The sequence below is a fragment of the Virgibacillus sp. 6R genome, from assembly GCF_001895305.1.
Classification (GTDB): domain Bacteria; phylum Bacillota; class Bacilli; order Bacillales; family Amphibacillaceae; genus Virgibacillus; species Virgibacillus pantothenticus.
In genome coordinates this window covers 1,213,022-1,227,999 of the sequence record NZ_CP017762.1, presented here as the reverse complement: position 1 = coordinate 1,227,999, position 14,978 = coordinate 1,213,022, and the positions used below count along the sequence as shown (strand labels likewise).

The window sequence follows — 14,978 nt, the reverse complement described above, 5'->3', positions numbered from 1 at the left end:
AAATAAAGTCTTTCTAAGATCTATTGTAGGAAAAAAGCAGCGAATTAATGTAAAATATAACCAATTGTCATTGTAGATATAAATGAACAAAGGGGGAGACAACATGATTTTTAAGAAAAATAGCAAGGTATCATTTTTTCAACCAAATGTAGTAACCGAGTCTCAGGTACGCTTAAATGTAGGAGAGGATAGTGACGTTGCAAATCAAATTCATATGATTGGTTTAACATTGTCCGATTTATCATTGATTCATCAGTTAAAACCTTATGTAGTAGACAATATTCACTATATCGTAGATCGATTTTACGATAATTTAGCAACGGAACAATCTCTTCTGAAAATCATTGATCAGCATAGCTCCATTGAAAAGCTAAAACAAACATTAGAACGACATATATGTGAAATGTTTGATGGCGTGATTGATCAAGCTTATTTCATTAAACGAATAAATATTGCTAACATGCATGTGAAAATTGGTCTTGAGACGAAATGGTATATGAGTGCTTTTCAAGACTTGTTTTTATCTATAATGGATATCATCGAACAAAACGTCCATATGAAAAAGGAGTCTCTATTAGCCATACGGGCATTATCGAAAATAATCAATTTAGAGCAGCAGCTTGTGTTAGAAGCATATGATGAACATATGAATAAAATTAAACGTGAAGCTGACCTACAAAGAGAAAAAATTAGTCATAGTGTTGCTGAGTCCTCAGAAAGCTTGGCAGCGATTTCTGAAGAAACTAATGCTTCTTTTCAGCAATTGCAATCACAGTCAAAAGAAATAATTTCGATTGCTAACAATGGCACATCGCTCTCTGAGGATGCTTATGATAGAGCGAAAACAGGAAAAAAACAGTTAAATAAACAAGATAAAAGTATGGCTAAATTGTATGATTCGGTACATTACTTAGAAGGCGATGTGCATCATTTAATAGATATTTCCAAGCAAATGCAATCGATTGTGAACATAGTTAAAGAAGTAGCAGAACAAACGAATTTACTTGCCTTAAATGCATCTATCGAGGCAGCCAGAGCTGGAGAATACGGACGTGGCTTTGCGGTAGTTGCTGATGAAGTTAGGAAGTTATCCGAACAAACAAAAGAATCCGTTACCAATGTATCTTCACTCATTTGGAATATGAACGGACAAGTAGAAAAAATTGCTAGTTCCTTACAAACGGTAGGCATAGAGATAAAAAATGGTAACCAAGGATTACAAGAAATAGAGCAGCACTTTTCACAAATAATGGGAGCCATGCATGAAACGAAAGACCAAAACAATGTAATTGAACAAGAAATTATATCCTTTATAGAAATTATTACTGAATTAAGTAGAGCTGTAGATGAGGTAGCTGCTTCAGCCGATCATTTGACTACTATTACACATGAATTAAACGATAACTAAAATAAAAACTCACTATATTGGATTGGATATAAAATTTGCAAAACGACTGCATTTTCGTTTATACTTAACAGCAATACAATAGTATATGATTCCTTCGGGGCAGGGTGAAATTCCCGACCGACGGTAAAAAGTGGTACAACACTTTAAGTCCGTGACCCGTTTGATATTTATGCAAACGGTGGATCTGGTGCGAATCCAGAACCGACAGTTAAAGTCTGGATGGGAGAAGGAAAACGAAAGAAACTGCATATCTGGATAACTGTTTTGGAAGCTGGATTGCTTTACTACCTCATTTATCATTACGGTCAAATAGTGTTTTAAGCAATCCTAATGTTAAAAACAGTTACTTATTTGGGATGAATGTGTAAAAGAAAGCGCTAACCGACTATATGCAATGGTATTTTCTTTTTGAGGTATCAAAAAACGGGTTATTTTTAATCTGTAGTATGGTCGTGCCTTCTTTTAAAGACTATGTTAAAGAAAAGGGTATAGTTATGGTGGTAAAGTTTGAAGTAGCTAAAGCTTGCCTTTTGAAAATAGCTGCAGAATTAAGGCAATAACGCTATGCAACCAGTGACTTTTATACACTTAACCCTTTTTATTCCAACTAACCTCCCAAAAGCAAAAATATGTAGGATGATATTCTGACCTTTTCAAGCCCCTAAATTTACGTTTAGGGGCTTTTTCCTGTTATTCAGCTTGATATTAACAGCGGTTTGTTTTTACGTTTATGATGTGCCCCTTTTTGCAGACCTTCTCCCAAAAGCAATAGGCTATAAAATATTGTTCATAAATAAAGGAGAGGATGATTCGTTTGTTTACTGGAATTATTGAAGAACAAGGACAGGTAGCTTCGATGAAACATATTTCTGATCAGGCAATCGTATTAAGAGTAAAAGCTTCTACTGTTTTAAATGATGTCCAAATGGGAGACAGCATTGCTATAAACGGCATCTGTCTTACGGTAACCTCATTTGATGAGCACAGCTTTACAGTGGATGTCATGCCAGAAACGGTAAACGCAACTTCCTTACGCTCGTTGAGAGCAGGCTCTTCTGTGAATTTAGAGCGTGCTATGGCTGCTAATGAGAGGTTTGGTGGTCATATTGTTTCCGGGCATGTAGATGGAATAGGAGAAATTATTCGCAAGCAACGGGAACAAAATGCTATTTATTATGATATCGAAATACCAGCTAGTCTGGCGAGGTATGTCATTACGAAGGGATCCGTTGCTATTGATGGAGTTAGTTTAACCGTATTTCAAGTAAAGCAGAACTTCTTTACTATTTCTCTTATCCCTTATACAGCTTCAATAACGATATTAGGCGAAAAGGAAGTTGGAGACGTTGTTAATATAGAATGTGACATGCTTATAAAGCATGTAGAACATCTACTTACATTTGCATCAAAAAAAGAAATATTGGATGAAGCATATTTAAGAGCGAATGGCTTTATGTAAGAAACTAAACGGCAATAATTGCAGATGATAAAAGCTTATATGCCTTTTTAAAATAGGAAGATGTGTTGTTTTCCGTTGGGTCAAATACTATTGAAAAGGAAGGAGAAAAACATGCATACAATAGAAGATGCAGTCAAGGATTTGAAAGCAGGCAAGCCAGTTATTGTGGTTGATGATGAAAGTCGGGAAAATGAAGGTGACTTTGTTGCTTTATCAGCATCAATTACTCCAGCAGTCGTTAATTTCATGATAACGCATGGTAAAGGATTAGTATGTACAGCAGTGGGTAGCGAAATAGCAAAGCGGCTTGGATTGACATTAATGCCATCAACACAAACAGACTCATATGCTACCGCATTTACCATTAGTGTCGATCATAAGGAAACAACAACAGGGATTAGTGCAATTGATCGAGCAACAACGATTCGAGCACTCGCTAACTCATTCGCTGTAAAAGAGGATTTTCATCAGCCCGGACATGTATTCCCATTAATTGCTCGAGATGGTGGAGTGCTTGTACGCCAAGGTCATACGGAAGCAGCTGTAGATTTGGCTAAATTATGTGGAGCTAGTCCTTCAGGAACTATATGTGAAATTATAAATAGCGATGGTTCCATGGCAAGGCTAGCAGACTTGGAAAAAATCGCTGAACAATTTAGTTTGCAGCTCATATCTGTACAGCAATTAGTAGCATATCGAATAAATGAGAACGAGGAGTGTGACGTCATTGAGTAACGTTAACGTATTACAAGGGAATTTAGTTGGAACGGATTTACGGATTGGAATCGTTGTTGGTAGATTTAATGAATTTATTACTGGGAAACTATTAGAAGGTGCTAAAGACACATTAATGCGACACGGGGTAGCCGCTGATCAGATTACGGTTGCTTGGGTACCTGGAGCTTATGAAATCCCATTAATTGCTAAAAAGATGGCTATGCAAGAGCAATATGACGCGGTTATTACTCTCGGAGCGGTGATTCGTGGTGCTACGCCACATTTCGATTATGTTTGTAATGAAGCGGCCAAGGGCGTATCGCAAGCATCATTGCAAGCGGGAAAGCCAGTTATTTTTGGAATCTTAACAACAGAAACAATTGAACAGGCAATTGAAAGAGCGGGTACAAAAGCTGGAAATAAAGGTTCCGAAGCAGCCAGTGTAGCGATTGAAATGGCGAATTTGCTTCGTAACATGTAAAGCTGTACACTTAGATAGCTAGCAGTATTTAAATAGGCAGTCATGTTTTAGAACTGTAACGCATTGCTATTATTAGTATACAAGGGTTATTATAATATACAATGGGATAGAGATTGCAGACGGTTCTCTCATACCATCTTTTATGCTACTCCATAGCAGTGATAAGGTCCTTCGGCGATAGTGCTATGGAGTGCATCATTTCACAGTAATCAAAGAAAAATGACATATTGTTTTTGGGGATACTAGGTTTCTAGTATAGGGCGAGTTGTTTTTTTAATATGAACGACGATACATATATGGGGGAGATTGTTTTGAAGCTCTTAATAGCACAGCTAGTAATCATTGCTGTTGTTTGGGTTGGCATGGCTTTTTTCTTCTCAGACATGACAGAACCAGCAAAGGTGATTTTTTATTTAGTAACTTCATGGATGCTATTGTTAATTGTGCTTATTACTAAATCTTGGTGGAAAAACAGAAAGAATGAAGGATGATGAAACATGCTATCGATAGAAAATCTATCAAAATCATTTGGTGATAAAACACTTTTTAATTCGATTACCTGTCATATTATTGGTGGTGAACGAATTGGCTTGATTGGTGTTAACGGTACAGGAAAGTCCACCTTATTAAAAATTATTGCTCGTATAGAACCAGCAGACCATGGGGAGATTCACCATGCGAACGATTATCGCATTCAATATTTGGCCCAAGCCCCGACTTTAGACCCGAATTTAACTGTGATGGAGCAAATCTATTATGGGAATTCAGCGATCATGAAGGTTATGCGAGAATATGAGCAAGCACTGCTTCAATTACAGCGTGATTCAGAAAGTGAAAAGGCGCAAACCAATTTATTAGCTGCACAGCAAAAAATGGATGAATTGGGTGCGTGGGAGGCTAATACAACCGCGAAGACAATTTTGACGAAATTAGGGATTACAGATTTCGATAAACCGACAGCAACGCTTTCAGGCGGTCAAAAAAAGCGAGTCGCACTTGCGACTGCGCTAATCCAGCCTGCTGATCTGCTTATATTAGATGAGCCGACCAACCATTTGGATCATGCAACCATTGAATGGCTGGAGAAATATCTACAGACCTATCCTGGTTCGCTTTTACTCGTAACCCATGATCGTTACTTTTTAAATCGTGTAACTAATCGGATTTTTGAATTGGATCGTGGCAACTTGTACACGTATGAAGGAAATTATGAAGTATTTTTAGAGAAAAAGGCAGAGCGTGAAGCGTTAGAAAGAAGTGAAGAGGTCAAGCACCAAAACACGTTACGACGAGAGCTAGCGTGGCTGAAAAGCGGTGTGAAGGCACGTTCAACAAAACAAAAGGCTAGAATTGAACGTGTGCATACCATGCAGCAAAAGACATTTGATACGAGACAGGAAAATGTTGAAGTTCCTATTGGTTCGGCTAGGCTAGGTAAAAAAGTCATTGAATTAAAACAAGTTTGTAAATCGTTCGGTAATAAAGAAATTTTATCGAATGTCAATCAATTATTGACACCTGGTGATCGTGTAGGAATTGTTGGTCCGAATGGTTCTGGGAAATCTACCTTTTTGCATATTATGGCACAACGCTTGTCACCTGATGATGGAGAAGTCATTGTTGGCGATACGGTGAAAATCGGTTACTATACGCAAGGAGAAGAAGAGTTAGACGGAGATTTACGAATCATTGATTATATTAAAGAAATAGCTGAAGTCATTCATACGAAAGATGGGTCTGTTATTACAGCAGAGCAAATGCTAGAGCATTTTTTGTTTTCACGAAAACAGCAATGGACGTATATCCGTAAATTATCTGGTGGAGAGAAGCGGCGTTTATATTTGCTGAAAGTGTTAATGCAAGAACCAAATGTGCTGTTTTTAGATGAACCAACGAATGATTTAGATACGCAAACGTTAAGCGTGTTAGAAGAGTATTTGGATCACTTTCCAGGCGTTGTCGTAACGGTTTCCCATGATCGCTATTTCTTAGATCGTGTTGTGGATCGGTTGCTTGTATTTGACGGAAAAGGCAATATTACTTCCTACCATAGCAATTATAGTGATTTTTTAGCCCACCAAGAAAGCACCCATATCGCTGCTAAATCGGCAGAAAAGTCCAAGAACCAACGACAATCACCGAAACCTCAAAAGAAGAAGCTGTCCTATTTGGAGAAAAAAGAATGGGATGAAATAGAAGATGTTATTACTTCGTTGGAAGAAAAGCTAGAATCGATTAAAAATGATATTGTCGCTGCGGGGAGCGATTCGCAAAAGGTGCAGGAACTATATGCAGAGCAAATGAATGTAGAGAAAGCTTTAAATGAAAAAATGGACAGATGGGAAGAACTATCTTTGCTTATAGAAGAATAGTGTCTCCTTATTTTACGCATCCATGCTTGGCTTATTTTGTGAACTATAGGCTATTGCGTCGTAAATAAGCAAAATAAGCAACATAAATAGCAGGTTGGCATCATTGCCGACCTGCTCTATTATCGTATTTAATTTATTGTTCAGGGGTCGTCGTTAATCCTTCAATGCTAATTGTCTCGACGATCGCCGTTTGATTGTCCCTAATATTTGCTTCCAGTTCTACTTTATCTCCAGTCTGTAAGAAAATGGCTCTTGGAGCTTTTCCGGAATTAACAGTATAAATAATTGGGTCATCCTGAAGCAGAAATTGGACAACTTGATTTTTATCTTGGGTTGTGACTAGTACACGTTCTACTGTACCGTTACGCTTTTCTAAGCTTGCTTCCCCAGTAGATTCCACATTGCTTGGATCTTGTGCCAAGGCGAGTCGGTAAGACTCTAGTGTACTTCTGGCTGTATCTCCAAAGACGACAAAATCAGAGTCAGCTGCTTTAATGTAAGCATAGTGCTTGAATAGACCGTTCGGATCCAAAACGTTAACCACCCAAGTGGGATTGCCATCAATATTATAAAGAATTGGCATGGATCCAGTCCATTTCTTTTCAGGAAACTCTTTATTGACGATTTCTTTTGCACCTTTACTGTCCATAATACCATTATTCTGCTCGCCATTATAATAGGTTAATTTACCCGTTCGCGCATTGATAAGGGTGTAACCTAGAGCCGAATCGATATTTTCCTTTGGCGAGGACATGTCTGTAAAGTAATACATTGCTCCATTCTCATCAAATAAAGGCGTTACACTTGTCTCTGTACCTGATTCATTTGGTATTTTTACATCTTTTTTTCCAAAAATGGAATTAAGCCATCCGTGAACATATTTGCCGAAATATTCATTTTCCTCTGAAGCCATTTCAGAGCTGATAGACCCTTCAATGAATTCAGGTGCTTGATCTGATTTATACAGCTTCACATCTCCAGTAACCGGGTCGACAACTGCAGCATGTAGTTTTTGCAAGTTAGGTTTGTTTGTCAAGCCAATTGGTTTATATAATGTCTGTACATACCAAGGCTTGCCTTCCTCATCTACTTCAATTTGGGGTTCCCCATTTTGAATGTAGTTTGGGTGCGCATTGTAAATCGTACGTGACACTTGATGATTAAAGTAACTGGAATTTGTATATTTCATTTTGCCTTCAATAAACTTTGGTTGTGCATTGATATCTGTAGCAGAAATAGTGAAATATCCTTCTGTTTCCTTCCCGCGAAAATATTTCCAAAATCCAGTAAATTCTACAGGAGCCACAAATACGATGTCATTGTTGACTTTTTGCACCTGTAATTTTCCTAGATCATAGAATTGTGTATTTGGAACAACACTCATCGCTTTTTGCACTTTGTTTCGAGCAAATTCCGGTGAGACAACGATTGGTGTAGCGTCTTGATCTAATGGCTTTGCTTCTTCAACTTCTTTGGTAGCGATGGACTGATGTGCATCATCTAACGAAAGGATACCTAAAAGAATAAATCCGGGAATGGCAATGATTGCAAATAGAATAAGGGCACCTGTAATCGTATCGAAATGCTTGGTAGATTTGGTAAATGGCTTACTCTTGGTTAATGCATATAAACTTATCATTCCTGCAGTCCCTATAACGAGGTTCGCAATTGTCATGTTCGGTATGGTAATCGGCGGCATTAAAATGTATACAGTAATAACACCGAGTATAAACAGCGTTGCAAAAACCAGACCGACTGCTTTTACTGTCGTCACCCGGTATTTTTTGTTTTGAATAATAAAAAATACAGCGATGACAGCATATAAAATAAATGAAAGTATCGTCGTTGTTAAAATTCCTGTCATGTTTTCACTCCTAATTATAAACTCTATACTTTTACTACGATAGCTATAGATGAAAGGTTTCATTTAAATACATATGGATTTTCAAATGAAAGATTAAAGATTACAATGAAGGATGAATGTGCGAGAAAGGTGGGAACTTCATGCAATCGATCTATAGTGATGTAATACAGTACCGGGGCAGACACTATGATTTTGGTTACGAGCAAGGAATAGACTTAAAGCATTCCTATATATTAGAAAATAGGAAAAAGCAATGGAAGATTAGACGACCGAGATTCATTATCAAAGAAGATGAAGTGAAGCGAATGATTCAACCGATCGCTCCTGGGATTTGGGAAGAGCTATGTGGATTAATGGATGCACTTCAGTGGGACATGGAGGAGATACTGCAAGAGTTTGGCGGATATCGACTAGCATATCAAAAAAGTGGTTGCTCCATTTTCACAAATTCAGACTATATGATTCGCAACTACGATTATCATCCGAAGACATATGAAGGCCGCTATACGGTTTTTCAACCGACTGATCAAGGCTATGCAACGATTGCACCGTCCCAGCGTATAACTGGCAGGATGGACGGCATGAATGAACACGGGTTAACCATTGGTTATAATTTTGTTCATCGTCGACATCCGGAAGATGGGTTTATTTGTAATATGATAGCCAGAATAGTTCTGGAAAATTGTAAAGATGTGGAGCAGGCTATTGCTGTATTACAGGAAATTCCACATCGTCATTCCTTCAGTTATGTTTTATTGGATAAAAATGGGGAAACCTATATTATAGAAGCTTCTCCTCGAGCTGTAAAAATACGTACAGGACAAGTCTGTACCAATCACTTTGAACATTTAACCGAAGAAAATCGGCATCATTTGGCAGATTCCCAGCGTAGACAGCAAACGATTCAGGACAATAAGGGACAAATTACGAATGCGTATGACGCTTTTAGACTGATGAATGATTCGAAGCGTGGCGTTTTTTCTACAAAATATAAGCAGTGGGCTGGGACGATTCATACATCAGGTTACTTCCCGAAGCAATTAAAAGCGTGGTTTGCGTTAGGAGGCGACAGAGAGCCGGTTATTTTTGATTTCAATAAATGGCTAAAGGGACAAGATTTTTCCATTAAGCGTGTCATCGGCAAAGTAGATACTTCATTACCGTTTGTTCATATGGAAAAAATGTGAATCTAACGCTGTTCTGAGTTATTTTTTAAAGAATAAAATGTTTCAAATATGTGGATTAAAAGGAATATCAGTTTAGGACTTTCTTTTTTTGCTACAGTTGTAATATACTCTAATGGAACATCATTATAGGAGGTAGTCTAATGAAGCTTTTTCAAGTGAGAAAAGGGCAGTTTGTTTTTTACCGAAATGAATTGCACCAAGTGTATTCAGTAAAACCGATGTTTAAGAAATCTGTGCATTTATATCGTTTAAAGGACATGCAGCAGATATTAACGAAAGCAAGCGAAATTGAATTATGTCGTCCACAGCATAATGATACATTCATTTTTTATGGTAAACGATATACCATCGATAAAAATAAACGACCAGAGCCAGGTGATTATATTTTAATCATCAAGCCAGCGCCGGATTTTCTTGATCACTATTCACTGAATGCGATTGAAAAAGTTGATAGTGTAGAGGATGGAAACGTAGTTACTACCAGAGATAATGGTGTAAAGCATAGTGAGTATGTTGTGATGGTTCCGGGTAAATCAGAAGCTAGTCGGGAAATTGCATATTATGATAAAAGTTTGGTTCCTGAGGAGCAGCAAATCCAAGATGAATCGATCACCTATTTAGCTGAAAGTGATACGAATCTAAAACCTGCTGTTGGGGACATATATATTGATGTAAATAAAGAAACGAAAGCAATGATTGTTGCGATGACGGAGGATGAAGTCATTTTTGGACATGGCGTCCGTATACATGTGGTAGATTTATTAAATGAAGAAAAGTATAAATTAGTTTATCGGTTTGAAGAAGATTTGTAATGGATAGCTAGCTCTACAGAAAGGTGCTAAAAAGGTGCTTTCGTAGGGTTAGCTATTTTAATTTGCCTCCGAGTGCCTCCGAGCTAAAGTTCCAGTTTCGCTCTAAGTTTGCTCAAGCTAAGTAGCTCGAATAGTTATTTTAAAGAGCTGATTTATTAAAAAAATGTGAAATTAATCACGAAAAGCTTGTATAATCGCTTCCACCATTGTTATACTAAACATGTGTATGTAATACTATAATTGCTTTGATTCAAATAGGGAGCAGGTATATAGAGCCTAGTTTAAATGATCAACGGCAAAGCTAATGCATTTGCTTTTCTTTCGTATGGATGGCTTTTGAAGAGCCTGTCTATCCTTATCTTGAATTGCTAGCAGAAGGGGCGATGACAATGTCAGAGATTATTTTTATTTCACCAAGTAAGTATATTCAAGGAAAAGATGCTTTAAAGAGTCTAGGAAAGCATGTCAAGCCAATTAGTCAGAAACCATTAATTTTGTCTGATGATGTAGTATGGGAGATTACGAAAGAAACCATTGAGACAAGTATGAAAGAAGAGAATCTAGCTTATCACTATGTTCCATTTAATGGAGAAGCTTCCATAGCGGAAATCGACAGGGTTGTCAAAGTAGGAAAAGAAGCAAGCGTTGATGCCGTAATAGGTGTAGGTGGTGGGAAGACATTAGACACTGCTAAAGCAATCGCTGATGGCTTAGAAGTAAGCGTTATTATTGTTCCAACAACAGCATCTACGGACGCACCTACAAGTGCTTTATCGGTTATCTATAGTGATGAAGGTGTATTTGAATCATATAAATTTTACGATAAAAACCCAGACTTAGTGCTGGTTGATACTGCAGTTGTAGCTAAAGCTCCAGCAAGACTATTTGCTTCCGGGATTGCCGACGCAATGGCCACGTGGGTAGAAGCAAGAGCGACACTAAAAAGTAATGGCGAGGCCATGGCCGGTGGAAAACCAAGTATTGCCGCAAAGGCAATCGCCAAAGAATGTGAGAAAACATTATTTGCATATGGCGAGGCAGCATTTCAAGCCGTTAAAAAAGGTATTGTGACAAAGCATGTTGAAGCTGTTGTCGAAGCAAATACATTGTTATCTGGACTAGGCTTTGAAAGTGGCGGCTTAGCTGGAGCGCATGCTATTCATAATGGCTTTACTGTATTGGATGGAGATATTCATCATTTAACACACGGAGAAAAAGTAGCCTATGGCACGTTAGTACAGCTTGTTTTGGAACTGCATCCAAAAGAGGAATTACAAAAATACATTGATTTTTATAAGAAATTAGGCTTACCAACAACATTAAAAGAAATGCATTTGGATAACGTATCATACGAAGACCTGCTTCGTGTTGGGGAGGCTGCTACACAAGAAGGCGAGACGATGAGCAACTTATCTAATGATGTAACTGCAGACGATGTTGCAGCTGCTATTCTTGCTGTGGATCAATTAAGCGAGGAATAAAGTAATTAATATGTGTTACAACTACCAGAAGATGAATGAAAACGTATAGGTTGGATTAATATAAAGAGAACCGTCCGAAATGGACGGTTCTCTTTATACGTCGGCGGTAATAGACTATCCTGATTCTTACCAATTACTAATTTGCTAACATAGAAGCTGCTTTGTATCCAAGGATATTTACGGGGTCTTTCGGGCTGGAATAAGGAGGAGCGTAAGCGAGCTCCAATTCAGGTAAATCGAAAACAGTCATCCTTCCTTTAATAGCAGTGGATAGGATGGCCAAACGTTTGTCAGCTCCAGCATACCCTACAGCCTGACCTCCATAAATACGCCCATTTTGCGCATCAAATAAAATTTTAATCCATAGCTTAGCTGTAGAAGGGAAATAATTTGCGTTTGATAATGTTTCGATTTTTGCCTCTTTATAAGGGATACCTTTTGCTTCTAATTCGATACGATTCGCTCCGGTTGCTCCAATTGTCATCTCAAAAAGTCGTAAAATACTGGAACCTATCGTTCCTTGATACGGGATAGGTTGCCCATGTAAATGGCTAGCAATGATAAACGCCTGCCGATGGGCTGGCCAAGCTAATGCGATATTTCTCGGTTCTCCAGTTATCCAATCGGTTGTTTCCACAGCATCTCCTAAAGCATAAATGGCAGGATCATCCGTTTGCATATATTCATTTACGATAATTGCACCAGTTTTACCAATAGATAAGCCTGCCTCTTGTGCTAGTTGAACGTTTGGCTGAATTCCTACAGCCATGATCGTCATATCGGCAGCGACTGTTTTTCCACTAGCTACATGCAATGTTTTTCCTTCATTAGAAAACTCCTTCAATCCATTATTAAGCAGCAAATGGACTTGCTTTTCGTTTATATATTCATGAACCATTTCAGCCATATCTTGATCAAGTGGATTCATCACTTGGTCAGAGCGGTCAATTAAGGTACAATTCAGCTCTTTTGCGTGTAAGTTTTCCAGCATTTCTAATCCGATGAAGCCACCACCTACAATAGCAGCAGATTTTGGATGTTGTTCTTCGATGTATGCAGCTATTTCATCCATATCGGCTATTGTGTGTAGAGAAAAAGTTCGTGTCTGGTCCATTCCTGGGATCGGTGGCATGACCGCCGTTGCGCCAGGTGATAAAATGAGTTGATCATATGTTTCTGTATACTGTTTTGATTCCGTAAGATAGGTAATTGCTTTTTGCTCTCGATGAATTGCCGTTACCTCAGCTTTTGTTCTTACCTGAACACCATATTTAACGGCAAATTCTTCTTTCGGGTATAAAATTTGTTCACGGTCTTTCACCGTATTTCCTAAGTAATAGGGCATGCCACAATTAGAAAAAGCGATATATTCATCTTTATCAAAGATAATAATCGTTGCATCTTTGTTTTTTCTACGTATTTGTGCTGCAACTGTAGCGCCTCCACCAACTCCACCAACAATGAGGATTTTTTGTGTCATTGAAACACTCCTTTAACTTTCCCATTTCTAAAGCGATGCAATACACCTTATCATGTTACGTTTAAAGCAGATTGGAATGTGAAGTCATCATGGTGCAATACATGGCTATTTGAAAAAGAGGTTGCTACAGTTATTTTACCCTATAAATAATGTTCAAAACGGTCTGTTCAATCACGGCAGGAAGTTCTAAAACGCTAACCTACCGTAAAACATGAAATAACAGCTATTACGCTCAGCAACTACGCCTTATAAAAAGCCGAGGGAACCTAGAAAAACAATAATAATTGTTAATGGAGCGAGCCAGCGGATTAATTGAAACCAAGCATTATATATTGGGTCACCTAACTGATTCCCATAGCGAAACTCTTGCTGAATTAGCTGTTTATCCATTTTAAAGCCAACAAATAAAGCAATAAATAGACAACCTCCAGGTAACATAATATTACTGACTAGAAAATCAGAGGCATCGAAAAATGTTTTTCCGAAAATAGTCACATTAGATAAACTACTGGAAGAAAGTGCTGCTGGTATTCCGGTAAAGAATACCAGCAAACCAGCAACTAAAGCTGTTGTACGTCGGGAACGTTGCTTTTTAGCGGTAACTGCTGCAGTAACGATTTCCAGCATGCTAAACGAAGAAGTTAATACGGCAAACAAAAACAGCAATAGAAATAAGCTTAAAAATAGCTCTCCAAACGGCATTTGTGCAAAAGCTTCTGGTAAGACGATAAATAATAGCCCTGGACCTTCTGTTGGCTCCAAACCAAAGGCAAAGACCACAGGGAAGATAGCTAGCCCTGCAAGTAAAGAGACAAATATATTCATAATTGATACAGAAGCTGCTGACATTGGTAGGCTAACATCTTTTTTTAAGTAAGAGCTATACGTAACCATTACAGAAACACCAACAGCCAAAGAGAAAAAGGACTGTCCGAGCGCATAAAGGATGTTTTCGGTATTTAATTTTGAAAAATCGGGTTGTAGAAAGAACCGAAGCCCCTCCATTGCTCCATCAAATGTAATGGAACGAATAACAAGAATAATGAAAAAGATAAATAATAATGGCATTAAAATCTTGCTCGTTTTTTCAATTCCATCCTTAACACCAAACGATACAACAACCACATTTATCATAATAAATAAGAAGTGTCCTAAAATCGTTAAGAAAGGACTGCCCGTAATAGTTGCGAACAGATCCGCATAATTAGTTCCGTTGCCGATAATCATGCCAGGGATGGATAATAGGCTATAGGTGAGCACCCATCCACCGACGACACTATAGAAAGACATTAATAAAAAAGCCCCTGCGACGCCCCAATGTCCAATAAATCTCCATAGACTTCGTTTGGGAGCTAATGTTTGGTATGCAGAAATGGCTTCTTTTTGCGCCCCTCTACCAATAATAAACTCAGCAATTAATATCGGTAAGCCAATAATGATTGTAAAAGCGATAAATAATAAGAAAAAGGCGCCCCCACCATTTTCTCCTGTCATATACGGGAACTTCCAAATAGCTCCAAGGCCAATGGCAGCTCCAGCTGAGGAGAGAATAAATCCAATTTTACTTGCCCATTGTTCCGGTTTCTTTTGCATAAGATGTCTGTCTTCCTTTCGAGTGGGTTTATGATATCAAGTGAAAACGAAAACAGAGAGGAGTTTACCTCTCTTGTTTTTGTAAATTATGTTTTACTTTATTTCTATTGTTCATAAAAGTCAA

Annotated in this window: 11 protein-coding genes, 1 pseudogene and 1 riboswitch; of the genes and pseudogenes, 9 read left to right on the top strand and 3 right to left on the bottom strand. The window is 38.1% G+C overall.

Annotated elements, in window-relative coordinates; genetic code table 11:
- The first annotated feature begins 103 nt into the window (after positions 1 to 103).
- The 6 genes and pseudogenes from BKP57_RS05570 to BKP57_RS05545 all read left to right on the top strand — a co-directional run bounded on the left by BKP57_RS05570 (position 104) and on the right by BKP57_RS05545 (position 6,437).
- Positions 104 to 1,408 (top strand): globin-coupled sensor protein, encoded by a 1,305-nt coding sequence (locus BKP57_RS05570; RefSeq protein ID WP_072741131.1) that lies wholly within the window; start codon positions 104 to 106, stop codon positions 1,406 to 1,408.
- Positions 1,409 to 1,494: 86 nt separating this feature from the next.
- Positions 1,495 to 1,643: riboswitch (FMN riboswitch) on the top strand.
- Between the two features lie 579 nt (positions 1,644 to 2,222).
- Positions 2,223 to 2,867 (top strand): riboflavin synthase, encoded by a 645-nt coding sequence (locus tag BKP57_RS05565; RefSeq protein WP_050353450.1) that lies wholly within the window; start codon positions 2,223 to 2,225, stop codon positions 2,865 to 2,867.
- A gap of 111 nt (positions 2,868 to 2,978) precedes the next feature.
- Positions 2,979 to 3,566: pseudogene (gene ribB / locus BKP57_RS05560) on the top strand (3,4-dihydroxy-2-butanone-4-phosphate synthase); the annotation flags it as partial.
- Between the two features lie 28 nt (positions 3,567 to 3,594).
- A complete protein-coding gene (gene ribH / locus BKP57_RS05555; RefSeq protein WP_399478878.1) occupies positions 3,595 to 4,065 on the top strand; it encodes a 6,7-dimethyl-8-ribityllumazine synthase in 471 nt (156 codons plus the stop codon).
- 311 nt (positions 4,066 to 4,376) lie between these two features.
- Positions 4,377 to 4,556 carry a hypothetical protein gene (locus tag BKP57_RS05550; RefSeq protein WP_050351610.1) on the top strand — a complete coding sequence of 60 codons (180 nt, stop codon included), beginning with the start codon at positions 4,377 to 4,379 and terminating at the stop codon, positions 4,554 to 4,556.
- A gap of 6 nt (positions 4,557 to 4,562) precedes the next feature.
- Positions 4,563 to 6,437, top strand: a complete 1,875-nt coding sequence (locus BKP57_RS05545) for an ABC-F family ATP-binding cassette domain-containing protein (protein ID WP_072741129.1) — start codon at positions 4,563 to 4,565, stop codon at positions 6,435 to 6,437.
- Between the two features lie 133 nt (positions 6,438 to 6,570).
- Here the strand turns inward: BKP57_RS05545 and BKP57_RS05540 are convergent, their stop codons facing one another.
- Entirely contained in the window at positions 6,571 to 8,301 is a 1,731-nt protein-coding gene (locus BKP57_RS05540; protein ID WP_050351608.1) for an APC family permease, read from the bottom strand.
- Between the two features lie 140 nt (positions 8,302 to 8,441).
- On the opposite strand from BKP57_RS05540, the gene BKP57_RS05535 reads away from it, so the two are divergent.
- From BKP57_RS05535 to BKP57_RS05525, 3 genes are all read left to right on the top strand, one after another.
- Complete coding sequence (locus tag BKP57_RS05535) at positions 8,442 to 9,488, top strand: C45 family autoproteolytic acyltransferase/hydrolase (protein WP_050351607.1); 1,047 nt, start codon at positions 8,442 to 8,444, stop codon at positions 9,486 to 9,488.
- A gap of 140 nt (positions 9,489 to 9,628) precedes the next feature.
- Positions 9,629 to 10,300, top strand: coding sequence for a hypothetical protein (locus BKP57_RS05530; protein WP_050351606.1), 672 nt, complete (start codon positions 9,629 to 9,631; stop codon positions 10,298 to 10,300).
- Positions 10,301 to 10,689: 389 nt separating this feature from the next.
- The gene (locus BKP57_RS05525; protein ID WP_050351605.1) at positions 10,690 to 11,781 is read left to right on the top strand and encodes a glycerol dehydrogenase; all 1,092 of its coding nucleotides are present in this window, start codon (positions 10,690 to 10,692) and stop codon (positions 11,779 to 11,781) included.
- Positions 11,782 to 11,917: 136 nt separating this feature from the next.
- On the opposite strand, the gene BKP57_RS05520 is transcribed toward BKP57_RS05525, so the two are convergent.
- Both BKP57_RS05520 and BKP57_RS05515 read right to left on the bottom strand, forming a co-directional pair.
- Positions 11,918 to 13,261 carry a CoA-disulfide reductase gene (locus BKP57_RS05520; protein WP_072741128.1) on the bottom strand — a complete coding sequence of 448 codons (1,344 nt, stop codon included), beginning with the start codon at positions 13,259 to 13,261 and terminating at the stop codon, positions 11,918 to 11,920.
- Positions 13,262 to 13,507: 246 nt separating this feature from the next.
- Complete coding sequence (locus tag BKP57_RS05515; protein ID WP_050351603.1) at positions 13,508 to 14,854, bottom strand: sodium-dependent transporter; 1,347 nt, start codon at positions 14,852 to 14,854, stop codon at positions 13,508 to 13,510.
- Between the last annotated feature and the right edge of the window lie 124 nt (positions 14,855 to 14,978).

Bases quoted from the DNA above. Each gene is read 5' to 3' on its own strand.
- BKP57_RS05570 (WP_072741131.1), top strand. From the start codon at position 104: ATGATTTTTAAGAAAAATAGCAAGGTATCATTTTTTCAACCAAATGTA.
- BKP57_RS05545 (WP_072741129.1), top strand. From the start codon at position 4,563: ATGCTATCGATAGAAAATCTATCAAAATCATTTGGTGATAAAACACTT.
- BKP57_RS05540 (WP_050351608.1), bottom strand. From the start codon at position 8,301: ATGACAGGAATTTTAACAACGACGATACTTTCATTTATTTTATATGCT.
- BKP57_RS05535 (WP_050351607.1), top strand. From the start codon at position 8,442: ATGCAATCGATCTATAGTGATGTAATACAGTACCGGGGCAGACACTAT.
- BKP57_RS05530 (WP_050351606.1), top strand. From the start codon at position 9,629: ATGAAGCTTTTTCAAGTGAGAAAAGGGCAGTTTGTTTTTTACCGAAAT.
- BKP57_RS05525 (WP_050351605.1), top strand. From the start codon at position 10,690: ATGTCAGAGATTATTTTTATTTCACCAAGTAAGTATATTCAAGGAAAA.
- BKP57_RS05520 (WP_072741128.1), bottom strand. From the start codon at position 13,261: ATGACACAAAAAATCCTCATTGTTGGTGGAGTTGGTGGAGGCGCTACA.
- BKP57_RS05515 (WP_050351603.1), bottom strand. From the start codon at position 14,854: ATGCAAAAGAAACCGGAACAATGGGCAAGTAAAATTGGATTTATTCTC.